General features: G+C 71.0%; 19 protein-coding genes. 15 read left to right on the top strand and 4 right to left on the bottom strand.

What is annotated here, in order from left to right:
- Positions 1-138: 138 nt before the first annotated feature.
- From MTQ12_RS03425 to MTQ12_RS03410, 4 genes are all read left to right on the top strand, one after another.
- Positions 139-2,118, top strand: coding sequence for a prolyl oligopeptidase family serine peptidase (locus MTQ12_RS03425; RefSeq protein WP_247423932.1), 1,980 nt, complete (start codon positions 139-141; stop codon positions 2,116-2,118).
- Positions 2,115-3,239, top strand: coding sequence for a hypothetical protein (locus tag MTQ12_RS03420; protein WP_247423930.1), 1,125 nt, complete (start codon positions 2,115-2,117; stop codon positions 3,237-3,239). The genes MTQ12_RS03425 and MTQ12_RS03420 overlap by 4 nt, the downstream gene beginning before the upstream one ends.
- Positions 3,240-3,324: 85 nt before the next feature.
- On the top strand, positions 3,325-5,781 hold the full coding sequence (gene ligA / locus MTQ12_RS03415; protein WP_247423928.1) for an NAD-dependent DNA ligase LigA: 2,457 nt from the start codon (positions 3,325-3,327) through the stop codon (positions 5,779-5,781).
- Between the two features lie 190 nt (positions 5,782-5,971).
- On the top strand, positions 5,972-6,400 hold the full coding sequence (locus MTQ12_RS03410) for a DUF4870 domain-containing protein (RefSeq protein ID WP_247423926.1): 429 nt from the start codon (positions 5,972-5,974) through the stop codon (positions 6,398-6,400).
- A 295-nt stretch (positions 6,401-6,695) separates the two neighbouring features.
- Here the strand turns inward: MTQ12_RS03410 and MTQ12_RS03405 are convergent, their stop codons facing one another.
- Positions 6,696-9,026 (bottom strand): HNH endonuclease signature motif containing protein, encoded by a 2,331-nt coding sequence (locus tag MTQ12_RS03405; protein ID WP_247423924.1) that lies wholly within the window; start codon positions 9,024-9,026, stop codon positions 6,696-6,698.
- Positions 9,027-9,955: 929 nt separating this feature from the next.
- On the opposite strand from MTQ12_RS03405, the gene gatC reads away from it, so the two are divergent.
- The 4 genes from gatC (at position 9,956) to MTQ12_RS03385 (ending at position 14,986) form a co-directional block, all read left to right on the top strand.
- Entirely contained in the window at positions 9,956-10,261 is a 306-nt protein-coding gene (gene gatC, locus MTQ12_RS03400; protein ID WP_247423923.1) for an Asp-tRNA(Asn)/Glu-tRNA(Gln) amidotransferase subunit GatC, read from the top strand.
- A gap of 1 nt (position 10,262) precedes the next feature.
- On the top strand, positions 10,263-11,858 hold the full coding sequence (gene gatA, locus MTQ12_RS03395) for an Asp-tRNA(Asn)/Glu-tRNA(Gln) amidotransferase subunit GatA (protein ID WP_247423921.1): 1,596 nt from the start codon (positions 10,263-10,265) through the stop codon (positions 11,856-11,858).
- A gap of 8 nt (positions 11,859-11,866) precedes the next feature.
- On the top strand, positions 11,867-13,348 hold the full coding sequence (gene gatB, locus MTQ12_RS03390; RefSeq protein ID WP_247423919.1) for an Asp-tRNA(Asn)/Glu-tRNA(Gln) amidotransferase subunit GatB: 1,482 nt from the start codon (positions 11,867-11,869) through the stop codon (positions 13,346-13,348).
- A 330-nt stretch (positions 13,349-13,678) separates the two neighbouring features.
- Positions 13,679-14,986 carry a hypothetical protein gene (locus MTQ12_RS03385; RefSeq protein WP_247423916.1) on the top strand — a complete coding sequence of 436 codons (1,308 nt, stop codon included), beginning with the start codon at positions 13,679-13,681 and terminating at the stop codon, positions 14,984-14,986.
- A gap of 100 nt (positions 14,987-15,086) precedes the next feature.
- On the opposite strand, the gene def is transcribed toward MTQ12_RS03385, so the two are convergent.
- Positions 15,087-15,662, bottom strand: coding sequence for a peptide deformylase (gene def / locus MTQ12_RS03380; RefSeq protein ID WP_137320228.1), 576 nt, complete (start codon positions 15,660-15,662; stop codon positions 15,087-15,089).
- 260 nt (positions 15,663-15,922) lie between these two features.
- Between def and cysK the strand changes: the two genes are divergently transcribed.
- The 7 genes from cysK to MTQ12_RS03345 all read left to right on the top strand — a co-directional run bounded on the left by cysK (position 15,923) and on the right by MTQ12_RS03345 (position 21,859).
- On the top strand, positions 15,923-16,852 hold the full coding sequence (cysK, locus tag MTQ12_RS03375; RefSeq protein WP_137320227.1) for a cysteine synthase A: 930 nt from the start codon (positions 15,923-15,925) through the stop codon (positions 16,850-16,852).
- Positions 16,853-16,875: 23 nt separating this feature from the next.
- Complete coding sequence (gene cysE, locus MTQ12_RS03370) at positions 16,876-17,505, top strand: serine O-acetyltransferase (protein WP_247423993.1); 630 nt, start codon at positions 16,876-16,878, stop codon at positions 17,503-17,505.
- A gap of 26 nt (positions 17,506-17,531) precedes the next feature.
- Complete coding sequence (locus MTQ12_RS03365) at positions 17,532-18,374, top strand: class I SAM-dependent methyltransferase (protein WP_247423915.1); 843 nt, start codon at positions 17,532-17,534, stop codon at positions 18,372-18,374.
- Between the two features lie 160 nt (positions 18,375-18,534).
- Positions 18,535-19,740: an LLM class flavin-dependent oxidoreductase gene (locus tag MTQ12_RS03360; RefSeq protein WP_247423912.1), complete on the top strand. Its 1,206-nt coding sequence runs from the start codon at positions 18,535-18,537 to the stop codon at positions 19,738-19,740.
- On the top strand, positions 19,737-20,357 hold the full coding sequence (locus MTQ12_RS03355; RefSeq protein WP_247423910.1) for a CE1759 family FMN reductase: 621 nt from the start codon (positions 19,737-19,739) through the stop codon (positions 20,355-20,357). The genes MTQ12_RS03360 and MTQ12_RS03355 overlap by 4 nt, the downstream gene beginning before the upstream one ends.
- Positions 20,350-20,871 carry a MarR family transcriptional regulator gene (locus MTQ12_RS03350; protein WP_247423908.1) on the top strand — a complete coding sequence of 174 codons (522 nt, stop codon included), beginning with the start codon at positions 20,350-20,352 and terminating at the stop codon, positions 20,869-20,871. The genes MTQ12_RS03355 and MTQ12_RS03350 overlap by 8 nt, the downstream gene beginning before the upstream one ends.
- A 34-nt stretch (positions 20,872-20,905) precedes the next feature.
- Positions 20,906-21,859 (top strand): 2-hydroxyacid dehydrogenase, encoded by a 954-nt coding sequence (locus tag MTQ12_RS03345; protein ID WP_247423906.1) that lies wholly within the window; start codon positions 20,906-20,908, stop codon positions 21,857-21,859.
- A gap of 102 nt (positions 21,860-21,961) precedes the next feature.
- Here the strand turns inward: MTQ12_RS03345 and MTQ12_RS03340 are convergent, their stop codons facing one another.
- Both MTQ12_RS03340 and MTQ12_RS03335 read right to left on the bottom strand, forming a co-directional pair.
- Complete coding sequence (locus MTQ12_RS03340; protein ID WP_247423904.1) at positions 21,962-23,011, bottom strand: hemolysin family protein; 1,050 nt, start codon at positions 23,009-23,011, stop codon at positions 21,962-21,964.
- Positions 23,008-24,486, bottom strand: coding sequence for a hemolysin family protein (locus MTQ12_RS03335; RefSeq protein WP_247423901.1), 1,479 nt, complete (start codon positions 24,484-24,486; stop codon positions 23,008-23,010). The genes MTQ12_RS03340 and MTQ12_RS03335 overlap by 4 nt, the downstream gene beginning before the upstream one ends.
- Between the last annotated feature and the right edge of the window lie 16 nt (positions 24,487-24,502).

Genomic DNA, 24,502 nt, shown 5'->3' with positions numbered 1-24,502 from the left:
GCCGAGGTTCAGATCGTCATGACCGACGGCGGTCGGCGGCCCCCCTGTTCTGCACCGCGGTCCCCGGTGACGGACCCCGCCCGGCCCCCGGCAGTGCCCCGGGGGCATGACGCCCGTCCCACTCGCTACTGTGGTGCCATGAGCACCGCACCGTTCGGATCCTGGGATTCCCCGATCACCGCCGCACACGTGGCCGCAGGGTCCGAGCCGATCCAGCGCGCCCGGTTCGCCGGCGAAGCGATCTGGTACTCCCAGCGCATCTCCGACGAGGAGGGGCGGACCGGGATCTTCGTGTCCCGCACCGGCCGGTTCGGCGACGGAGAGCTCGTCCTCCCGTGCGGCCACAATGCCCGCAGCCGCGTCCACGAGTACGGCGGCGGGGCCTGGGAGATCGACGGACCCTCGGGCACGCTCTACTTCGTCAACGCGACCGACCAGCGCGTCCACGCACTCGACACCACCGACCCGGGTGCCCGTCCCGTCCCGCTCACCCCGGCGACCCGGTCGACCGTGCGCTACGGCGACCTCGTGCTCAGCGGCGACCGGCTCCTCGCAGTCCGCGAGAGCCACCGCGCCCCCGGCGAGGTGCACCGCTCCATCGTGGCCATCGAGACCGGCGGGCCCGACGCCGGCGCGCTCGTCACCCTGGCCGAGGGGCCGCACTTCCTCGCCTGGCCGCGGATCTCACCGGACGGCCGCCATCTGTCGTTCGTCGGCTGGGACCACCCGCACATGCCCTGGGACGAGACCCGGGTGTACATCCAGGAGCTCTCCGAGGGGCGCCCGGTCGGGCCCGCGGTTGCGATCTTCGGACGTGCCGAGGAGTCGGTGCTGCAGCCGGAATGGCTCGGCAGCAGCACGCTCGTCGTCAGCGCCGACCGGACCGGCTGGTGGGAGCTCTATCGGCTCGACGTGCCGACCTTTCTCGCCCGCTGCCGGGGCGAGGCCGGGGCCCGACCGGCCGAGGAGGTCCCCCTGCTGAGCACCGACGGGGAGATCGGCGGCCCGCTGTGGTCGCTCGGCGACCGCTGGCACCTGCCGGTGGAGCACGGCAATCGGATCCTCGCCGAGAGCCGGTACGGCACCTCCTCCCTCGTCTGGTCCGATGTCCGCACCGGCGAGCACCGGATCATCGACTGCGGGCTGACGAGCTTCTCGATCCAGGACTATCGCGAGGGCACAGCCCTGCTCGTCGGGGGCAGTGCGCACCGGGTGAGCGGTCTCTACACCTTCGAGCTCGCGAGCGGCGAGCTGTCGCCGGTGGCACTGTCGAACGCGCGCCTCGCGCACGCCGACCACTATCCCACCGCGGAGCTGCGGGAGTTCGACGGCGTCCCCGCCGTCGTGTACCCGCCGCGCAGCCCGGGGTTCTCCGGACCCGTCGGTGAGGTGCCGCCCTATGTCGCGTTCGTCCACGGCGGGCCCACCGGGCAGGCGGTGCCGATGGTGTCGGCGCACCACGCCTTCTTCACCTCGCGCGGGATCGGCGTCGTCGACGTCAACTACGGCGGCTCGACCGGCTACGGGCGGGCCTACCGCAACCGGCTGCGCGGGCAGTGGGGGATCGTCGACGTGCAGGACACCGTCACCGTGCTCCGCGGACTCGCCGCCGCCGGGGAGGCGGACCCGGACCGACTGGCGATCAGCGGCGGCTCCGCCGGCGGGTGGACCGTGCTCAACGCGCTGACCACGACCACCGATTTCGCCTGCGGGGCCTCCTACTACGGGGTCGCGGAGCTCACCCGGTTCGTCACCGAGACCCACGATTTCGAATCGCACTACATCGGCACGCTCGTCGGCCCGCTGCCGGAATCTGCGGAGATCTACGAGGAGCGCGCCCCGCTCAACCGGCTCGACGCGCTGTCCGCCCCGGTGGCGGTGTTCCACGGCGCGCTCGACACCGTGGTTCCGCAGAGCCAGACGCGCCGGCTCGTCGCGGCACTCGAACGACTCGACCTGCCCTTCGTCGCGAAGGTCTACCCACGCGAATCGCACGGCTTCGTGCGGCCCGAGAACCTCATCGACTCCCTCGAGACCGAGCTCGGCTTCTACGGCCGCATCATGGGCTTCGACACCCCGGGCATCCGCCGGGTCCACCTGCGCGGACGCGGCCGATGAGCGGGGATCCCACGTCCGGCGGCGGACAGCCGGTGATCGGCGGCGAACGGAAGACGGCCACCGCGCCCCAGCGTGCTTTCTCGACCACCGGGGTGTGGCCGGGGGAGGACCCGCGGCAGGGTGCCTCGGCGTCGTTCGACGACCTCGCCGCCGGCTACCCGGCGATCCCGCTCACCGGTGCCCCGGCCCAGGGCGGGAGCCGCTGGGCCGTCGACGGGACGGGTGCGGCGGTGCGGCTGCTCGCGGAGCTGCCCGTCGACCTCGGCTCCTACGGTTGGCGGCTGAGCCGCGGCGAGGGACGGGACCAGCGCGTCGAGGAGTCGCGGTTCGGCCGCACCCTCGATGCCGTGGGTGAATACGGCGAGGGCTATGGCGGCCGCACCCTGCTCACGCTGCCCGGGCCGTGGACGCTGATCCGGGCGCTCAGCCTGCCGGGCGGCACGCCGGTCCTCGGCGATCGCGGAGCGGTGCGCGACGTCGTCCAGGACTATGCCGCCGGCATCACCGCGGAGCTCGACCGCTGCGAGCGGCTGCTCGGCGCCCGGCCGCGGGTGCGGCTGTGGGAGCCGTCGCTCGATGCGATCCTCACCGGTTCGGTGCCCACGGTCTCCGGATTCCGCACGCTGCCCGCGTTCGCCGAGCAGTCGGTCACGGCGGCGCTCGCGTCGTTCCTCCGCCGGACCGGGCCGGACACGATCCTCGGACTGCCGGAGCTCAGCCACGTGCGGATCAGCGGCAAGGCCGTCGCCCACCGGCGGCTCCTCGCCGATGCCGGGGTCGGGGCGCTGAGCATCCCGCTCGAATCGCTCGAGTCGTTCGACGGGCGTCGCTGGGAGGCGGTCGCCGAGGCCGTCGATGCCGGGACCGAGGTGTGGCTGCGGCTCCCCGCGCGGGCCGGTGAGCGGCCGAGCGAGGTCACCCGCTGGGTGGATGCGCTCGCCGAACCCTGGGAGCGCATCGGGATGAACCGGGCGAGCCTGTCCGGATTCGGTATCCTCACCGGGTGGGAGCTGCCGGTCGGGCTCCCGCCGCTGCTCCCGGCCGACGCCTCGGTGCGGACCGCGCTCGGGAACATCGCGCTCGCGCGGCGCCTCGCCGATGCGCTCGCGGAGGAGTCGTGACCGGGACCGGAGCGGTGAGCGTGCGGGCGGCGTGGGTTCGGCCGGGGCGGACGGGCGCGAGACACCAGAACGACGGGGAGGCAGCATGACACGCTCGACGAAGCCGGCGGGCGACGAATCGACCGCCGAGGAGCCGACGGCAGCGGCTCAGGACGGTGCGGCCAAGGCCGCGGATGAGACTCCGGTGAGCAGCGCCTCGACCAGCGACGCCTCGGTCAGCGATGCCTCGGTCAGCGATGCCTCGGTCAGCGACGCCTCCGACGACGACACCTCGGACAGCAGCTCTGCTGATGTCGACCTCACCGACGCCTCGGCCCGTGCCCGGTACGCGCAGGAGCTCACGGCCGCGATCGAGGCGCATCGCGAGGCCTACTTCAAGCACGATGCGCCGACCGTGTCGGACGCGGAGTACGACGCGCTCATGGTGGCCCTGCGGGACCTCGAGGAGCGGTTCCCCGAGCTCGTCGACGACGCCTCGCCCACGCAGACCGTCGGCGGCGCCGTCGACACCTCGACCTTCGCGGAGGTCGAGCACCTGTCGCGCATGTACAGCCTCGACAACGTGTTCTCCCTCGAGGAGCTGCGGGCCTGGCGGGCGCGCACGGACAAGGCGGTGCCGGCCGGCACCCGGTTCCTGTGCGAGCTCAAGATCGACGGCCTCGCGGTCAACCTCCTCTACCGCGACGGCGAGCTCGTGCGGGCCGCGACCCGCGGCGACGGCCGCACGGGCGAGGACATCACCGCGAACGTGCGGACGATCGCCGACATCCCGACCCGGCTCGACACGGAGTTCCCGCCGGCGGAGGTCGAGATCCGCGGCGAGGTGTTCTTCCCCGTCGAGCGATTCACCGAGCTCAACGCCGCGCTCGTCGAGGCGGGGAAGGCGCCCTTCGCCAACCCGCGCAATGCCGCGGCGGGTTCGCTGCGCCAGAAGGATCCGCAGGTCACCGCTGCGCGCCCGCTCCACATGCTCGTCCATGGGATCGCCGCCTGGACCCCGGCGGGGCCGGATCATCCGGAGCCCGCCGCACAGTCGGAGGTCTACGAGCAGCTGCGGTCCTGGGGTCTGCCGATCAGCGAGTACTACCGGGTGCTCGGTGCCGAGTCGGAGGTCGAGGAGTACATCGACCACTACGGCGAGCATCGCCACGACGTGCTCCACGAGATCGACGGAGTGGTCGTCAAGGTCGACGACATCGGGACGCAGGAGGAGCTCGGATACACCTCGCGCGCCCCGCGCTGGGCGATCGCATACAAGTACCCGCCGGAGGAGGTCACCACCCGGCTGCTCGACATCCAGGTGCAGGTCGGCCGGACCGGACGGGTGACCCCGTTCGCGGTGATGGAGCCGGTGACCGTCGCGGGGTCCACGGTGAGCAAGGCGACCCTCCACAACGCGCACGAAGTCAAGCGCAAGGGCGTGCTGATCGGCGACACGGTGACGATCCGGAAGGCCGGGGATGTCATCCCCGAGGTGCTCGGCCCGGTGGTCGCGGCACGCACCGGGGACGAGCGGGAGTTCGTCATGCCCGCGGTGTGCCCGTCCTGCGGAACCGCGCTGCGGGAGATGCGCGAGGGCGACAAGGACATCCGGTGTCCGAACTCCCGGTCGTGCCCGGCGCAGGTCGCGAACCGGCTGTTCTACCTCGCGTCCCGGGCCGCTCTCGACATCGAGGCGCTGGGGGAGGAGGCCGCGCTCGCGCTCACGCAGCCGGTCGCCCCGGAGGTGCCTCCGCTGACGAGCGAGGCACACCTGTTCGATCTCACCGTCGAGGACCTCGCCGAGGTCGAGATCGAGCGGGAGAAGCGGGTCAAGGGCGAGCCGACCGGCGAGATCGAGCGCGTCAAGTACTTCTACACCAAGGAGGAGCGGTACGTCCGCGGGGAGAAGGCGGGCGAGCTCAAGAAGCCCTCGGTGCCGCGGGCGAACACCGTGAAGATGCTCGAGGAGATCGCTGCGGCGAAGGAGCGCCCACTGTGGCGCGTGCTCGTGGCGCTCTCGATCCGGCACGTCGGCCCGACCGCGGCGCGGGCGCTCGCGGAGCGCTTCCGCACGATGGAGGCGCTGCGCGGTGCCTCGTTGGAGGAGCTCGCCGAGGTCGAGGGTGTGGGTCCGACGATCGCGGAGAGCGTCGTCGAGTGGTTCGGCGTGGACTGGCACCGGGAGATCGTCGACACGTGGAAGGACGATGGGGTGGTCATGGCCGACCCGGAGCCCGAGGACTCCGACGTGCCGCAGACGCTCGCGGGGCTGACGATCGTGGCGACCGGGAGCCTCGAGGGTTTCACCCGCGACGGGATCAAGGAGGCGATCACCGGTGCGGGCGGGAAGGCCGCGAGCTCCGTGTCGAAGAAGACTGATTACGTGGTCGCCGGGGAGAACGCCGGCTCGAAGCTCGAGAAGGCGGAATCCCTCGGTGTGCCCGTGCTCGACGAGGCGGCATTCGCCAAGCTCCTCGCCGAGGGGTCGGCCAGCGGCGACGGCGACACCGCGGACGAGGACAGCGATGCCGCCGATCTGGATGCCGAAACCGGCAGCTGAGCCGGTTCGAACGTCATGAGCTGAGAGCACTGTGAACGGCCCCCACAATCCCCGCCACCCCGACAACCCCCAGCATGTCCCCGGTCCCCACCAGGGCTCTGGTCCCGAGCAAGCCTTCGGGCTCCACCGGAGCTCCGGTCTCGAGCCCGGGGGCAGGCACCAGCTCTCACCGGAAGCAGGGTCTGCTGCCATGCCCGGTGGGCCCGTCCCGGTGCAGCAGCCGACCGGGGCGCTGGGCTGGTGGCTCGGGCTCATCAGTCTGTGTGGGCTCGCCCTGCTGGGGAATATCTTCGGAATCATCGCGACGTCGATCGTCCACGCGAAGAGCAGGCACAAGCCGATGCTCGCGCGGCACAACGCCCGGAACGCCCTCAACTGGTCGATCAGCTTCGGCGCGTACACGGCGCTGCTCTTCACCATCCACTTCATCGTGCTCTACGTGGTGACGGCGGATGAGCCGTACACCGGCGGGTTCTTCCCCATCGCCACCGCGATCGCGATCTGGATGGCCGTCGGTGTCTATCACGTCATCGGCTCGATCGTCTGCGCCGTCAAGGCGGCGAACGGCTCGGTCGCCTGGCTGCCCGGAACACTGCCCTGGGTCGGCAGCCCCCGCTGACGGGGAGCATCCACTGAACGCCAGATCCACTGAACGCCGGCATCCGCTGAACGCCAGTCGCCCTGCTGAGGAGTGGTGTCTGTTGACCGGTGACCTCCGGTGATCGGTCGCCTCCAGCTGATCAGCGGGCTCAGTTGATCAGCGGCGTCAGTCGATCGTCAGCCCCCCCAGATTGAAAGCCTTCTGACCGGCAGCCTTCTGATCGGCAGCCTCTGCTGGTTGGAGCAGCAGCGGATCTGCACATCTCAGGGTCGGATCGGTCTGGGGTGCGGGAGAGGTGCCGTCCCGTGTCGATTCAGAAGGGCGGCGGGTCGTCGTCGGCGTGCCACCAGGAGTCGCCGTCGTCGGCGGGAGATGCGGTCGATGTCTCCTCCGTGCTCCCGTCGTCGGACGTGCCGCTGAACAGCGTAACGGAGTCCGTGAGGCGCGTGTCCTCTCGGCTGGCCGCGGGCGCGCGGTCGATCGTCGTGTCGGGTTGCGGCGCGGTGGCGTGCGGACGGTTATCCTCCGTCTCGGAGGCGTCGGAGGCGTCGGAGGCGTCGGAGGCGTCGGAGGCGTCGGGGTCCGGTTTCGGGACCTTCTCCCAGTACGCCCACGGATCGATGACCACGGCAGCGGCGGAACTGCCCGGCGTGCTGTCATCCGGATCGTGGTGCGGCGGACTGGCAGCTGGGCATACTCCGGGCGGTTGATCGGGCGGCCCGTTGCCGGGGCCGTGTGGTGGTCCGGTGTTCGGGGTGTCCGGCGGGTCGTCGTCATCAAAGTCACGCGGCGGTCCGCCATCGGGAGGACTCCGTAGGTCGTCGTCGCCGTCCGACAGTTGGGTGCCCGGGGTGTCCGGGTTGTCGTCGGGTTCGTTCGGCGGCGGATCGGGCTCGTCGGGGTCGGGGTCTTCGGGGTCGGGGTCGGTTAGGCCGAGGAGGCGGCGGGTGATGCGCGCGGCTTCGCGATCGGCGGGCCTGTCGGCCGGTGTGGTGGTGTGGGTGATGCCGTGGGCGAATTGCCAGCAGATGAGTCCGTCGGTGGTGCGGTGCAGGCGCAGGGTCCGTTCGGTCTTCATCTGGTGGTGCTGCTTGCACAGGGGGTGGAGGTTGTCGAAGTCCGTCCGCCCGCCACGAGCAGGAGCGGCGTGGTCGAAGGGGGTGATGTGGTCGGCTTCGCTGGTCTCGGCTCGCCGCGTGCAGCCCGGGGCGGTGCACCAGGCCCAGGTCTGGTTCAGCGTGGTGCGCATTCCGGCCGGCAGCGTGTAGGACTGTGCGATCTCGGGGCAGATGGCGCCGGTGGTGGGGTCGGTGAGGATGCGGGTGAATTTCTCCGACCCGGCGGCGAGGCTGCGGGCGAGGTCGGCGGGGATGGGGGTGCCGTCGGACCAGGTGCCGGGCAGTGTGGTGTGTCCGGTGAGGGTGAGGAAGGGAACGGTGATGACGACGGTGGCCTGTCTGCGCAGCCAGTCCTGATTCGACGGACACGTCACCGTGACATGTTGCCGCACGCGCCCGTCCGGGCCTGCTTCACCTGCATCGGTATCACCGGTGGAGGGGAAGAGTCCTGGATTCGGATCTGCGGTACTCCCCTCAGCAGTGGACGCATCTGCGTCCTGACTGCAGGCGTCGTCGGAACCGGCGGTGTCGTTCGGGGTGGTGATCTCGACGTGGGTGCTCGGGGCGGTGGCGGTGAGGAGGTCGAACATCAGCTGCGGGATGGTGCGATCGTCTGCGATCTGCGCCCCGGCCGGCAGCTGCTCGCCGAACGTCGAGGCGTGGGCGGCCCGGATCGCGCGGGCGGTGGCCTCGAGGCGGCGGTGCAGGGCGTGCAGGGGCTCGAGGGGACCGGTGAGGAGGAGTCGGCCTTCCCGGGCATCGCTGCGCCAGAAATCGACCCGCCGGTTCTCCCGCACTTGCTCCTCCTGCTCCTCGTCATCGGTGAGCATCCGGATGAGTTCGTTGACCGCCCGGCAGTAGGCTTCCCACGACAGATCGGGACGCAGTGCGGTGATCCCCGCATCGAGCGCTGCGAGTTTCTCATCCCCGAGTCGGTGGGCGCGGCGGGCGGCGTACTGCAGGCGTTCGTAGCGCAGTTCCCCGGTGGTGGCGCGGTCGTGGCAGGCCCGCAGGCTGAACGTCGCGATGAGTGCTTCGCGGGCGGCGGTGTAGGCGCGTGTGATGGTGGTGTCGAGGACCGCGGCGAGACAGGTGAGGTGTTCGCCGGTGACGCGTTCGAGCACCCAGTGGGCGAGCGACCCATCGGCAGGCAGCCCGTAGCGGTCCCGCCCACACCCCGGGCAGCCGGCGGCAGAGCTGGCAGTGCCGGTGGGCGCGGAACAGGGCACGGATTCTGCGATGCCGGTTGCAGAGTCCGCGGCGGCGGGAGAATCGGGAGACGAAACCACGGGCCCGGCCGTTCCCGCGCAGGTGGTGCAGTCGGGGGCGGGGGTGAGGTCGAGGCATTCCTCGACGATGGTCTCGGCGATGAGCTGCATCCGGGCGAGCATCACCCGATCATGGGCGGCCACCGAGTCCCGCAGCCGCAGGAGAGCAGGCCGCTCACCGAACGGGTGACCGGCAGGGTCGGGGGGATCGGAGTCGCCGGGGTCGGTGCTGTCGGGGTGGACGGTGGGTGCGGTCATCGGAGGTCACCTCCCTCGGAACGGAACGATCAGAGTGGATACTGGGACTGGATCGGGTGTGCTGTGCGAGTGGTTCCAGGCTATCGGGACCCACGGACACGGGATGCGCGTAAAGCACCGAAAAACCGTGTTATCCACAGGGTGTTCGATATTGATCTGAATATTCTTTCGTCTGCACCATCGATTGGGGAAATCTACCCCGCTCTGCGCAGGGATGGCTTTCCGCGCCCCGTGCGCGTACCGCCTCTCTCGCATCTCTCCACGACTGCAGCTCGAGCCCTGCCGACCCCCTGCCAGCCCCCTGCCGGCCACCTGCCGGTCGCCACCCATCCGCCGGATGTGACCGTGCCTCGGCGCAATCGGTTCCTGCGCCGGCGCGAGGCAGACCCGCGGCTCGGGGGTCACTGATCTCTGTACCGGGCCTCGCTCAGGTAGGGCCCGCCTCTGCCGTGACGCAGTCCGTTCCAGCACCGCTCAGTCATTCACTTTGACACTGTCCGTTCCAGCGCCACCCAGCCGTTCGCCGCGGTTGCTCATGCGGCTCGTTCCTGCTGGCGCTGCTCCGCCCTGCTCACTCGGCTTCGTCTTGCTCAACCACCCCCGTCTCGCCTGCTCAACCACCCCCGCCCGTCTCGCTTGCGCAACTCACCCTGTTCACCCCGCTCGCCCCGCTCACCCCGCTCACCCCGCTCGCGCAGCTCGCCCTGCTCACCCAACTCACACTGCCCACGCACCCCGCTCAACTCACGCGGCTGCGCCCGGGCGGCGGTGCTCGGACGACTGTGTCAGGGCCAGACACTAGACTGACCGACGTAGACCGACCGCTGCCGCGCACACTGCCACAGGCGCTGCCACCAGCACTGCCGAACGCACCGACGCAGGCACGGCGCGGAACATTGCCACCGAACACCGTCAACGAAAGGGTGAAGATGTCGGAGAAATCCGCTCTCACGTCCGCGGAGGTCGCCCACCTGGCCGACCTCGCCCGGATCGCCATGAGCGAAGAGGAACTCGCTCGTACGGCCGGCGACCTCAGCTCGATCCTCGCCAACGTGGCCCGTGTGGCCGAGGTCGCCACGGACGAGGTCCCCGCGACGTCCCACCCCATCCCGCTCTCCAATGTCATGCGTGAGGACGTCGTCGGTGAGACCCTGACGAACGAGCAGGCGCTGTCCGGCGCCCCGCAGTCCGAGGATGCCAAGTTCCTCGTCCCGCAGATCCTGGGGGAGGACTGACATGACCGACACTCCGCAGAATCGGGGCACCTCGCAGAACGCCGACGCCCCGCAGAACACCGACACTCCCCAGAGCTCCAGCGCTCAGCAGACCGCCGACCTCACCCGGCTCACCGCCGTCGAGCTCTCCGCCGGCCTGCGCGCCGGGGATTTCTCCGCGACCGATGTCACGCGCGCCCACCTCGATCGGATCGAGCAGGTCGAGGGCACGGTCAACGCCTTCATCACCGTGACCGGTGACGTCGCGCTGGCGACCGCCGCCGAGGTGGACCGCAAGCGGGCAGCCGGCGAGGATCTCCACCCGTTCGCCGGTGTCCCCGTCACCCACAAGGACCTCGTCGTCACCTCCGGCATCACCACGACCGCCGGCTCGAAGATCCTCGCCGACTGGGTCCCGCCCTACGACGGCACGGTCTACCGCCGGACGAAGGCCGCCGGCCTTCCGCTCCTGGGCAAGACCAATCTCGACGAGTTCGCCATGGGCTCCTCGACGGAGCACTCCGCGTTCGGCAATACGACGAACCCCTGGGACACGACCAAGGTGCCCGGCGGTTCGTCCGGCGGTGCCGCCGCCTCGGTCGCGGCGTTCGAGAGCCCGTTCTCCGTCGGCACGGACACCGGCGGATCGGTCCGCCAGCCCGCCGCCTTCACCGGTACGGTGGGCGTCAAGCCGACCTACGGCTCGGTCTCCCGCTACGGTGTCATCGCAATGGCCTCGAGCCTCGACCAGGTCGGACCCGTCGCTCGCACCGTCACCGATGCCGCGGCCCTCCACCAGATCCTCGCCGGCCACGACCCGCACGACTCGACCTCGCTGCCCGGTGAGGTGCCCGACTTCCTCGCCGCCGCCCAGCAGGGCGCGTCCGGCGGCGCGCTCGAGGGCGTCCGCCTGGGAGTCGTCAAGCAGCTCGCGGGGGAGGGCTACGAGGACGGCGTGAGCGCCGCCTTCCGCTCCGCTCTCGACCTCGCGGCCGCCCAGGGCGCGGAGATCGTCGAGGTCGACTGCCCGTCGCTCGGCTACGCGCTCGACGCGTACTACCTCATCATGCCCTCCGAGGTGTCCTCGAACCTCGCACGCTACGACGGCATGCGGTTCGGCCTGCGGGTCGAACCGGAGGACGGTCCCGTCACCGCGGAGACCGTCATGGCCGCCACCCGCGCCGCCGGCTTCGGCGCCGAGGTCAAGCGCCGCATCATCCTCGGCACCTACGCGCTGTCGGCCGGCTACTACGACGCCTACTACGGCTCGGCGCAGAAGGTCCGCACCCTCGTGCAGCGCGACTTCGCCGCCGCCTTCGAACAGGCCGACGTCCTGGTCTCGCCCACCGCGCCCACCACGGCGTTCGGGTTCGGCGCGGAGAAGAGCTCCGACCCGATGGCGCTCTACCTGGGCGACGTCGCCACGATCCCGGCCAACCTCGCCGGCATCCCCGGGATGTCGCTGCCCGCCGGACTGTCTGAGGGCCTGCCCGTGGGCTTCCAGCTGCTCGCCCCGGCCCATGAGGACGCGCGCCTCTATCGGATCGGCGCCGGCCTCGAATCCGCACTCGACTCCGCCCGCGGCCACTCGCTGCTCGCGCAGGCACCGGAACTGTGAGGAACACGATGAAGTACGAAGACGCAATCGCGAAATACGATCCGGTCATCGGCATCGAGGTGCACGTCGAGCTCGGCACCGCCACGAAGATGTTCGACGCCGCGCCCAACACCTTCGGCGGCGGTCCGAACACCAACGTCACCCCGGTCTCGCTCGGACTCCCCGGGGCGCTGCCGGCCGTCAACGGGAAGGCCGTGGAATATGCGGTGAAGATCGGTCTCGCACTCGGCTGCGAGATCGCCGAATCCTGCCGCTTCGCCCGGAAGCACTACTTCTACCCGGACGTGCCGAAGAACTTCCAGACATCCCAGTACGATGAGCCGATCGCCTTCGACGGCTCCGTCGAGGTCGAGCTCGCGGACGGCGAGATCGTCACCGTCCCGATCGAGCGCGCCCACATGGAGGAGGACGCCGGCAAGAACACTCACGTGGGAGGCTCGGATGGGCGCATCCACGGCGCCCAGCACTCGCTCGTCGACTACAACCGGGCCGGCGTGCCGCTCGTCGAGATCGTCACCCACCCGATCGTCGGCACCGGGGAGCGCGCTCCCGAGGTGGCCTCCGCCTACGTCCGCACGCTCCGGGACATCTTCAAGGCCCTCGACGTGTCGGAGGCGCGCATGGAGCAGGGCAACGTCCGCGCCGACATCAACGTCTCCCTGCGCACCTCGCCCGAGGCGCCGCTGGGCACCCGCACGGAGACGAAGAACGTCAACTCCTTCCGCTCGATCGAGCGCGCCGTCCGCTTCGAGATCAGCCGCCAGGCCGCGATCCTCGAAGCAGGTGGGTCGGTCCTGCAGGAGACCCGCCACTTCCACGAGGACACGGGGGAGACCTCGTCCGGGCGTGTGAAGTCCGACGCCGACGACTACCGGTACTTCCCCGAGCCCGACCTCGTTCCGGTCGAGCCCGCCCGCGCCTGGGTCGAGGAGATCCGCAGCACTCTGCCGGAGCTCCCCGCCCAGCGCCGCCGCCGGCTGCTCGGCGAATGGGGCTTCTCCGAGCTCGAGATGCGCGATGTCATCAATGCCGGCCTGCTCGACCCGATCGAGGAGACCGTCACCCTGGGCGCCTCGCCGGCCGCCGCGCGCAAGTGGTGGACCGGGGAGATTGCCCGTCTGGCCAAACAGGACGAGGTCGAGCCGGCGCAGCTCGCCACCCCGGCGCAGGTCGCCGAGCTCGCTGGCCTCGTCGAGGCCGGGAAGCTCAACGACAAGCTCGCCCGGAAGGTGCTCGCCGGCGTCGCCGCGGGCGAGGGCTCCCCGAGCGACGTCATGTCCGCGCGCGGACTCGAGATCGTCGAGGACACCGGCGCGCTCGAGGCCGCTGTGGACCAGGCGCTCGCCGACAACCCGGATGTGGTCGAGAAGATCAAGGGCGGCAAGATGCAGGCGATCGGCGCGCTCATGGGGCCGATCATGAAGGCCACCCGCGGTCAGGCCGACGCAGGCAAGGCGCGCGAGATGATCATGACGAAGATCGGCGGCTGACACCGCTGGTCGGCCGACACCGCCGATCGGCTGCCGCCCTGTCGGCGGACAGTCGGGGCCGCGGAACGGCGGTTGGTCGCGCATCGGATCGCCCGCCGGTCGCACCGCGCACACGGCTCCCGGGACGAGGTGGGGAAAACCCCCGACTTCATCCCGGGAGCCGTCTGCATCCCCGGATACACAGCGATGTGTCAGTTCCCGGTCCTACACTGGAGGCCACGATCCGGTGCCGCCGCCATGCCTGCGGGTGGTTTCCTGCCGCGCGACGCGGCCGCGCCGGACAGCAGTGGTGAGACCCGGACAGCAGTGGCGAGACGCGGAAGGTGGACGGTGAGCAGAACCTGGAAATCGCTGTGGCGCGAGGAGTGCGGTGCGACCCCGCCGGTGTACCGGATCCTCGTCCCCGACAGCGTGCCCTCGAGCGTCGTGAGCACCTGGCTGGCCCGCGGATACCGCGTCTCGGTCGGCTCCCCGGCCCCGACCTTCGCCTCCCCGGCGATGAGTCGCAATCTTATCCGCTCGAACTTCATCTACCGCACGACCGCCGGCGCCGGACTCACCGCGACCGGGCTCGCCGCGCTCCCCACCGCCGTTATCGCGCTCGCCGGTGACATCGTCGCCGCCGGGGTCGTCACCACGGGAGTGTTCGGCGCGATCACCGCGGTGACCGCGGGCTGGACCGGGCTCAAGTACCGCCGCGACCCCAAGCGCCTGTCGAAGAAGGACAAGGAGGCCGCGGCCGCCGCCCGCTGGATCACCCCCACCGACCTCGGTTGGATTCCCGGGCTCACCTCCGGCCAGGACACCGACGAGCAGCGCCTCTTCCACCTCGCTGTCACCACCGCCCGCCGGATCGCGCAGACGCGGGCGTGGACCCACCCGATCCTGCAGGACCACGTGGCCCGCGTCGACCTCGACCACGCCGTCGCCTCGATCGGCACCCGCCTGCAGGAGCTCGTCGAGCTCCGCAGCGAGCTCGAATCGGTGCGCGAACCGCAGACGAGCGCCCGCATCGACACCTACCTGACCAAGCTCGCGACCGCATTCCGCTCGATGGCCGACCGGGTGGTCGCGATGCACGAGTACTACGAGCACCTCCTCGATCTCGACCGCCAGCTCACCGTCCTCGCCCACACCGAGCAGTCCAAGGTGCTCGGCGACCGGGTGCTCGACGTGCTCTCCCGCACCGCCGACGACGAATCCGCCGACTGGCGCTTCCGCGAGCTCAACATCGAGGCCGAATCCCACGCCGACGTCATCAAGGGACTGCTGTCCGAGCTCGAGGAGACCGCCGAGGAGTTCGACGACCTCGACGACCTCGACCGCCGGCTCGCCCAGGCGCAGCAGGCCGGGGCGCAGAAGTCCGAGGCGGCCCCGGCCGGCGCCGGATCGGCGCGGGGGATCGGGTCGTCCACCGCCGAGGCGCGGGCCGCCGATCGGGACCACGCCGACCGGGACCACACCGACCGTGGCACCACCGCCGGGGTCGACGTCGGCCGGCATCACTCTGTCCAGCACACCGCCGATCGCTCCGACCGCGGCCCGGCCGCGCTCGAACCGGGTGCGGAACCGGTGTTCGATCTCAGTGCCGAGCTGCGCCGCCAGGCCGGCGACCTCCACCGGGCGCCGCGCGACTGAGGTCGGCGTCCGCGCGGCCGGCGCGGACGCCCGATCGGCCGCGGAGACCGGCTCCGGCCCGGCTGCTCGCCCCGGGTTTCGATCGGGGCTCAGCGGGTGATCAGTGCCCGAAGGGGTCCGGGTCGGTGCCCGGCATCCAGGAGATGCCCGGCTCGTCGTAGCCGCATTCCTCCTGGGCCCGCTTCCACTTCTTCGACCAGCGCTTGTCGAGCTTGTCGACGTAGAGCGTGCCCTGCAGGTGGTCGAACTCGTGCTGCATGATGCGCGCGAACCAGCCCTCGACGGTGAGGCTGATCGGCTGCCCGTCTGCGTCCTTCCCGCTCACGGTCACCCGGTGGGCGCGCTTGATCGGGAAGTCGAGACCCGGCACGGACAGGCAGCCCTCCGACTCGGTGTCCGGATCGGGCCTGACGTCCTCGATCTTTGAGGCGACGAGCACGGGATTGACGAACACGCCGCGCCGGCGCACCTCGGCGACCTCGTCGTCGGCGTCGTAGACGAAGATCTGCTGCCCGACGCCGATCTGCGGCGCGGCGAGACCGACGCCCTTCGATGCGGCGAGGGTCTCGAACATGTCGTCGATGAGGGTGTGCAGGGCGGAGTCGAACTCGGCGACGGGCTCGGCCCGGCGGTGGAGGACCGGCTCGCCGTACACGACGATGGGATGGATGGTCATGCCCAGGAGTCTAATCGAGCCGGCGTTCCCGGAGGTCGGACCGGGTGCGCGCACCCCGCGGCGGTTTGGAATAATGTCCTCACGACTGTCGTTGAACGAGACATCGTGATACCCGTGCGGCCGCTGCGGCAGCGCCGGGTACCAGCAGCTGAAGCCATTGGCTGGTGTGTGGGCGAAGAGCACGGCCCTCCCATACCCCAGGTCCGAGCTCTTCGTGCAGCGGACCCCCGTCTCCCTGTGTACGAATGGAAGGACACACTGTGAAGATCTACAACAACGTCTCCGAGCTCGTCGGCCGGACGCCGCTGGTCAAGCTGGGCCGTGCGAGCGAGCGCACCGGCGCGGAGATCGTCGGCAAGCTCGAGTTCTACAACCCGGCCAACTCGGTCAAGGACCGGATCGGCGTGGCGATGATCGACGCCGCCGAGGCCTCCGGCGAGCTCAAGCCCGGCGGCACCATCGTCGAGGCGACCTCGGGCAACACCGGTATCGCGCTGGCGATGATCGGCGCCTCGCGCGGCTACAGGGTCGTCCTCACCATGCCGGAGTCGATGTCGAAGGAGCGCCGGGCGCTGCTCCGCGCGTTCGGCGCCGAACTCCTCCTCACCCCCAAGGCCGAGGGCATGAAGGGCGCGGTCGCGAAGGCCGAGGAGATCGGCGCGCAGGACGACGCCGTCCTCGTCCGCCAGTTCTCCAACGCCGCGAACCCGCAGGTCCACCGAGAGACCACCGGTGAGGAGATCCTCGCCGACACCGACGGCCAGGTCGACGTGTTCGTCGCCGGGATCGGCACCGGCGGCACCATCACCGGTGCCGGCCGCCTCCTCAAGGAGAAGAACCCGGGCGTCCACATCGTCGCCGTCGAGCCCGAGGCATCCGCCCTGCTCAGCACCGGCGAGGCCGGCCCGCACATGATCCAGGGCATCGGCGCGAACTTCGTCCCCGACATCCTCGACACGGACGTCTACGACGAGGTCGTCGCGGTGTCGAACGACGACTCCTTCGCCAAGGCGCGGCAGGTCGCCACCGAGGAGGGCCTGCTCGTGGGCATCTCCTCGGGTGCCGCGATCACCGCAGCGGAGAAGGTCGCCGCGCGGCCGGAGTTCCAGGGCAAGCGCGTCGTCGTCATCATCCCGAGCTTCGGCGAGCGCTACCTCACCACGCCCCTGTTCGCCGAGTACATGGACTGATCGAGTTGGCCCTCCTCACCCGAATCGCCGCCGGGACCGCCGTCGCGGCCGCAGCCTTCGTCGCGACCCGGCCGGCGGTGCGCGCCGCGGTGCGCGAGGACCTCGAGACCGCCCGCCGCCGCGATCCCGCGGTGCACAGCGACCTCGTCACTCTCGTCAGCTATCCGGGACTGCACGCGATCTGGGCGCACCGCGGGCTGCACAAGCTGTGGCAGCGCCCGTCCGGGAAGGTGCCCGCACGGCTGCTGTCCCAGATCGTGCGGACGCTCACCGGGGTGGAGATCCACCCGGGGGCGACGATCGGCCGCCGCTTCTTCATCGATCACGCCAACGGCATCGTCGTCGGTGAGACCGCGGAGATCGGCGACGACGTCATGCTCTACCAGCAGGTCACCCTCGGCGGCACCTCGATGGAGCAGGAGAAGCGCCACCCCACGATCGGCAACGACGTGCTCATCGGCGCCGGCGCCAAGGTCATCGGCCCGGTGACGGTGGGGGACGGCGCCTCGGTCGGGGCGAACGCGGTCGTCGTCAAGGACGTGCCGCCGGACTCGATCGCGGTCGGCGTGCCCGCGACGATCAAGCGCCCCGCCGGGGTGGCTCACCCGCACGGCGGGGAGTACGAGCTCGTCGACCCCGCGATCTGGATCTGAGGGATCCGCCGAGCACGGGGCGCGCGATGAGCCGCAACTGGTTCGAGGCCGGAGCCGAGGGATACTCTCGGTTCCGGCCTTCGTACCCTCCCGCCCTCGCCGCCCACCTCGCTGAGGCGACCCGCCGTTCCGTCGCCGCCGCAGGCGCCACGTCCGCAGGTTCCGCAGGTGCCGCGTCCGCAGGTTCCGCAGGCGCGGGGGAGCACAGTGCGGGCTCCGCCGACACCCGTGGGCTCTGCGCGCTCGACGTCGGCTGCGGGACCGGCCAGCTCACCGTCGCCCTCGCCGCGCACCTGCCGCGCGTCATCGGTGCGGACCCGAGCGCCGATCAGCTCTCCCGGGCCGCAGCCCACCCGCGCATCGACTACGTGCAGACGCCTGCCGAGCGGCTCCCGGCCGCGGACGCCTCCGTCCACCTCGTCACCGCCGCCCAGGCCGCCCACTGGTTCGACCTCCCGGCCTTCTACGCCGAGGTGCGCCGCATCGCCGCGCCCGGGGCGCTGCTCGCGCTCATCACCTACGGCGTCATCGAGACCGATCCGGACATCGCCGCCCGGGTCGACCGCTTCTACTCCGCGGAGATCGGCCCCTTCTGGCCGCCGGAGCGGCACCACGTCGACGCCGGCTACCGGACCCTGGACTTCCCCTTCGCCGAGGTGCCCCTGCCGCCGCTCGCGATCACCGGCGAGCTCACCTGCGCGGAGCTGCTCGGCTACGTGTCGACGTGGTCAGCGGTGCGCGCCGCGCACGAGGCCGGCCGCGAGGCGCTCCTCCGCGACTTCGCCGCAGACCTGCGTGCGCTCTGGGGCGACCCGGCACGCACCCGCACCGTGCGCTGGCCGATCAGCGGCCGCCTCGGGACCGTCTGAATTCCTCCACCTCTCCTGCGCGTCCGGCCCCTCCCAACGGCGTGCCCTCCCAGCGCGGCTGCGCCGACCGTCCGCACCTCTCACCGCACCGGGAGTACCTGCACCGGGGGTATGTTAAAGTTTTAACCAAGTAGTTGAGCCTTCAATGAGAAGAGGCATCATGGAGATCGGAATCTTCACGATCGGCGACGTCACCACCGATCCGACCACCGGCACCACCCCGACCGAGCACGAGCGCATCAAGTCCACCCTGCGGATCGCGCAGAAGGCCGAAGAGGTCGGCTTCGACGTGTTCGCCACCGGCGAGCACCACAACCCGCCCTTCGTCGCCCCCGCCGACCCGCCGGTCCTGCTCTCGCACATCGCGGCGACCACCGAGCGCCTGCGCCTGTCGACGGCGACCACTCTCATCACGACGAACGACCCGGTGCGGATCGCGGAGGACTACAGCTACCTCCAGCACCTGTCCGACGGCCGCGTGTCGCTCATGATGGGCCGCGGCAACACCGGCCCGGTCTACCCGTGGTTCGGCAAGGACATCCGCCAGGGCATCCCGCTCGCGATCGAGAACTACAACCTCCTCCACCGCCTGTGGCGGGAGAAGAACATCGACTGGGAAGGCAATCTGCGGACCCCGCTCAACGGGTTCACCGTCACCCCCTTCCCGCTCGACGAGGTGCCCCCGTTCGTGTGGCACGGCTCGATCCGCAGCCCCGAGATCGCCGAGCAGGCCGCCTACTACGGCGACGGCTTCTTCCACAACAACATCTTCTGGCCGGCCTCCCACACCGCGCGGATGGTCAAGCTCTACCGCCAGCGCTACGAGTACTACGGCCACGGCCGCGCCGACCAGGCCTTCGTGGGCCTCGGCGGGCAGGTATTCATGGCGAAGAACTCGCAGGACGCCGTCAAGCAGTTCCGCCCGTACTTCGACAACGCCCCGGTCTACGGCCACGGGCCGAGCCTCGAGGACTTCACCGCGCAGACGCCGCTCACCGTCGGCAGCCCGCAACAGGTCATCGAACGCTACCTGTCGATGCGCGACTGGGCCGGTGACTACCAGCGGCTGATGTTCCTCATCGACCACGCCGGACTGCCCACCGACACCGTGCTCGAGCAGATGGATATCTTCGGTGCCGAGGTGCTGCCCGTCCTCCGCAAGGAGATGGACGTCCTCCGCCCGGCCGATGTGCCCGACGCCCCCACCCACGAGTGGCTCGTCGAGCGCCACCGTGCCGGACTCGACCCGGTGGCCGGGGGCAGCCCGGAGTCCCGCGCCTTCCAGGACCGGGCCGCGCGCGCCGAGCGGGAGTCCGCGGAGAGCGCGTCCACCGGCGCCGCAAGCAGTGCAGGAGGTGCGCGATGACCTACCGCATCATCGCCGTCTCCGGCGGCACCGGCGACCCGTCGAACTCGACCGCGCTCGCCGAGCGCATCCTCGCCGCCGCGCGCGAACAGCTGCGGCTCGGCGGCGTGGACGCCGAGGTCGAGGTGATCGAGCTCCGCCCGCTCGCCCACGACCTCGTCGACATGACGCTCACCGGCATCGCGTCCGAGGCACTCGAGACGGCATTCGACCGGATCCGCACCTCGCACGGGCTCGTCGTCGTCACCCCGGTGTACAACGCCGCGCCGCTCGGCCTCGTGTCCCTGTTCTGGCAGCTGTTCCCCGACGCCGGCCTGCGCGGCATCCCCGTCGCGCTCGCCGCCACCGGCGGCACCTCCCGGCACTCGCTCGTCGTCGACCAGCAGCTCCGTCCGCTCATCACCTACCTCAAGGGCCTCGTCACCCCGACCTCGGTGTTCGCCGCGACCGACGACTGGGGTGCGCCGGAGGCGATGACCGGCTTCGGCACGCGCGTGCGCTCCGTGGCCGAGGAGCTCGCCGAGCTCGTCGCCGCCCAGCCGGCGGAGACCCGCAGCGTCTTCGACGACCTCGACCCGGAGGCGGTGACCCCCTTTGACCAGCTCCTCGGTGCCTGAGCCCGGCGCGCCTCCCGGCGCGCCCGCCGGCGGCGCCCCACCCGCCGGTGAGGTCCCCGGGGCGGGGCCGAGCCTGCTCGCGGAGGCCGGGGTACTCGACGCCTGGCGCAGCTACCTCGAGACCTCGCAGCGGCTCATCGGCCACCTCGACACCGAGCTCCGCTCCGCCACCGGGCTCGGGCTCAGCGACTACAACCTCCTGCTCCTTCTCGTCGAAGCGCCCGCCCGCACCCTGCGGATGAGCGTCCTCGCCGAGCGCCTCGTGTTCTCCGCCCCCCGGCTCAACTACCGGATCGGGGTGCTCGAGAAGAAGGGGTGGGTGGTCAAGAGCGCCTGCCCGCAGGACGGCCGTGCGCACCTCATCACCCTGACCGATGCCGGCTGGGACGAGTTCCGGGCCGCCGGCCGGGTGCACCGCGCCCACATCGGCGAGGTGTTCGAGGACGCTCTCGCCCCCGGCGATGCGGCGGTCCTCCTCCGGATCACCCGCGCGATCGCGGACCGGCTGCCCTGAGACCGGGCGCCGGGGCATCTGCCAGAATGAGGGCATGACGACTCTCGACATCCGCACCATCGCCTTTCCCGACGCCGAGCTGCGCGACCGCGTCGACTCCCGGATCCCCAACCACCAGCGCGCCGATCTCAAGCTCGTCGTGTGGTCCGCGGAGGACCAGGAGGCCGGGGTGAGCCGCGAATCGATCGACGCGATCGTCCTGCCCTACATCGACGCCGGACCGACCGTGGAGCTCCTCGACGAGCTCCCGGACCTCAAGCTCATCCAGCTCCAGACCACCGGCTACGACATCGTCGCCGACCGGGTCGGCACCGACGTCGCCATCGCCACGGCCTCCGGGGTGCATGCCGCGGCCACCGCGGAGATGGCGATCGCGCTCACCCTCGGCAGCCTGCGCGGCATCGACGACGCCGCCCGGGACATGGTGTCGCGGACGTGGAACCACCGTCGCCGGCGCTCGCTCGCCGACCGGCGGGTGCTCGTCGTCGGCGTCGGCGGGATCGGCGCGGAGATCTGCCGGCGCCTGGCCCCGTTCGAGGTCGAGATCACCCGGGTCGGCACCCGGGCCCGGACCGACGAGTTCGGGCAGGTGCACGCCACCGAGGAGCTGCCGAAGCTCCTCCCGCACGCCGAGGTCGTCATCCTCATCACGCCGCTGACCGAATCGACCCACCACCTCGTCGACGCGGAGTTCCTCGCCCAGCTGCCCGACAACGCCCTCGTCGTCAACGTCGCGCGCGGGCCGGTCGTCGACACCGCGGCCCTCGTCGAGGAGCTGCGCTCCGGTCGCCTCCACGCCGCCCTCGACGTCGTCGACCCCGAGCCGCTGCCGGAGAACCACCCGCTGTGGGGCACCCCGAACACGCTGCTGACGCCGCACGTCGGCGGGGACACGACGGCATTCGTGCCGCGCATCGAAGTGCTGCTCGCCGAGCAGCTGCGCCACATCCAGGCCGGCGAGACGCCCGCCAATATCATCACCGAATGACCGCCGCTTCCGGGTGACTTCCGTCCCCGGATGACCGCTGCCCCGGGTGGCGGTTACCCGGGGGCAGCGGAACGGCGGCTGAAACGACTCGGGCCGGGCGGCTCAGACCGGGCTCGTGGCGTCGCGCACCTCGCCGACGAGCTCCTCGAGCACGTCCTCGAGCGCGACCACGGCGACCTCGTCCGCGGAGCGCGGCCCGCCGTCGATGAGCGCCATGTGGGAGTTCGTCCGCTGCATGGCCACCATGACGCGGCGCAGCTTGGCGTCGCCGGGCACCGCGCCGAGCTCGCGGATCACCGTGTCCGGGAGTGCTGCGAGACGTTCCTCCGGGCCCAGGACGAGCAGATCCTTCGCGTGCACGTAGCCCACGAGCCCGCCCGATCCGTCGGTGACCGGGAACCGGGAGAACCCGGTCTCGATGCACAGCTGCTCGACCTCGGCGACCGTCGCGGTGCGCGGGATCGTGCGGACGGTGCCCGGTGCCAGGGCGACATCGGCGGCGGTGAGCTCCTCGAACTTCAGCGCGCCGGTGAGGAGTCGGATCTCCTCCTCGCCGAGCAGGCCCTCGCGGCCCGACTCCGCGACGAACTCGAGCACCTCGCCGGAGGAGAAGGACGAGGACACCTCGTCCTTCGGCTCGGCCCGGAGCACGTGCGTGACGACGAGGTTCGCCGCAGTGTTCATGAGCCAGATGAAGGGCCGGAACACGACGACGAACACCCGCAGCACCGGCCCGAGCAGGAGTGCTGCGGCGGCGGGCTTCGCGATCGCCATGTTCTTCGGCACCATCTCGCCGAGCACCATGTGGAGGAAGGTGACGATGAGCAGCGCGATGACGAGGGCGATCGGATGGACGAGCCCCCCGGGCACGCCCCAGGACTCGAGCGGACCCTCGATGAGGTGGGCGATCGCCGGTTCGCCGACCGCGCCGATGAGGAGCGAGCAGGCGGTGATGCCGAGCTGGGTGGCGGCGAGCGAGACCGAGACGTCGGTGATGCCGCGCAGCGTCCACCGGGCGGACTGGCTGCCCTCGGCGGCCTTGGGCTCGATCTGATCGCGGCGCGCGGACACCATGGCGAACTCCGCGCCGACGAAGAACGCGTTGCCGGCGAGCAGGAGGATCAGGACGAGGATCGCGACTCCGTCGCTCATGGGCGGTCTCCTTCTGCTGCGGTGGAGCCGGTGCGGTCTGCCGCACGGTCGGCCGGCTCCTCGGCTCCGGTGCGGTCATCGGATCCGCCGTCGGCGTCATCGCTGTCGTCATCGTCGTCATCGTCGCCCGGCACCGTGAGGCGGTGGACGACGACCTCGTCGACGCGCTGGCCGTCCATCGCCCCCACGGTGAGGGCGATCCTGGCCGGGGTGGGCAGGTCGTCCTCGTCGGTGACCGCGAGATCGGCGCCGTCGACCTCGATCCGGTCCCCGGCCTCGGGCATCTGGTTGAGCCGTTCGGCGATGAGCCCGCCGAGCGTGTCGGACTCCTCGCCCTCGGGCAGCCGCAGGCGCATGATCTCGCCGAGCTCGTCGGGGCGGAGCAGCCCGGACACGGCGAGCCCGCCGTCGGGGAGCCTGCGGTGCTTGTCCTCGCCGGAGTCCTGCTCGTCGTCGATCTCGCCGACGATCTCCTCGAGCAGGTCCTCGAGCGTGACGATGCCGGCCGTGCCGCCGTACTCGTCGGCGACGATCGCGATCTGGAGGCCCGGCTCGCGGAGCTGTGCGAGCAGCGGATCGAGCGTCATCGACTCGACGACGTGGGGCGCCTCGACGGCGATGTCGCGGACCGGGGTGGAGGCCCGCTCCTCGAACGGCACAGCGAGGGCGTGCTTGAAGTGGACGACGCCGACGACCTCGTCGACGGTCTCGCCGATGACGGGGAAGCGCGAGTGCCCGGTGTCGGCGACGAGGTCGAGGAGGTCCTGGGCGGACTCGTCCTCGAGGAAGGTCACCTGCGGCCGGGGCTGCATGACGTCGGCGGCGGTGCGCTGCCCGAACTCGATCGAGCGGGCGGCGAGCTCCGCCGTGGTCCGGTCGAGCGTGCCCTGCCGCCCCGACTGCGACACGACGGCGCGCAGCTCCTGGGCGGTGCGGGCGCTCGCGACCTCCTCCTCGGGAGTGAACCCGAGGAGCCGGAGGACGACGTTGGCCGCGGAGTTGAGCACCCACACGAGCCAGCCGAAGACCGTCATGAAGACCTTCTGCGGGTACACGACGAGCCGCGAGACGAGCGCGGGCTCGGCGATCGCCCAGTTCTTCGGGACGAGCTCTCCGAACACCATCTGCGAGAAGGTCGCGATGATGAAGGCCGCGGTGGTGGCGATCCCGGTCGCGGCGGCCGGCGCCAGCCCGGCCCAGCCGAGGCCCTCGGTGAGGAGGACGCCCAGGGACGGGCCGGTGAGGAACCCGACGACGAGGCTCGTCACCGTGATGCCGAGCTGCGCCCCGGACAGATTGCTCGAGGTATTCGTGAGCGAGTCGGACACCGCCTGCATCGTGCGGTCCCCGTCGGAGGCGGCGCGGCGCACCTCGGTCTTGTTGACCGTGAGATAGGCGAACTCGACCGCCACGAAGAGGGCGTTGGCGAGGATGAGGACGACGACGGCGAGGAGGACCAGCCAGGCGGCCGTCATGTGGGAATCACCATGC

Source organism: Brevibacterium sp. R8603A2 (assembly GCF_023072605.1).
In the GTDB taxonomy this organism is placed as follows: Bacteria; Actinomycetota; Actinomycetes; order Actinomycetales; family Brevibacteriaceae; genus Brevibacterium; species Brevibacterium pityocampae.
This window is presented reverse-complemented; position numbering and strand designations above follow the sequence as displayed.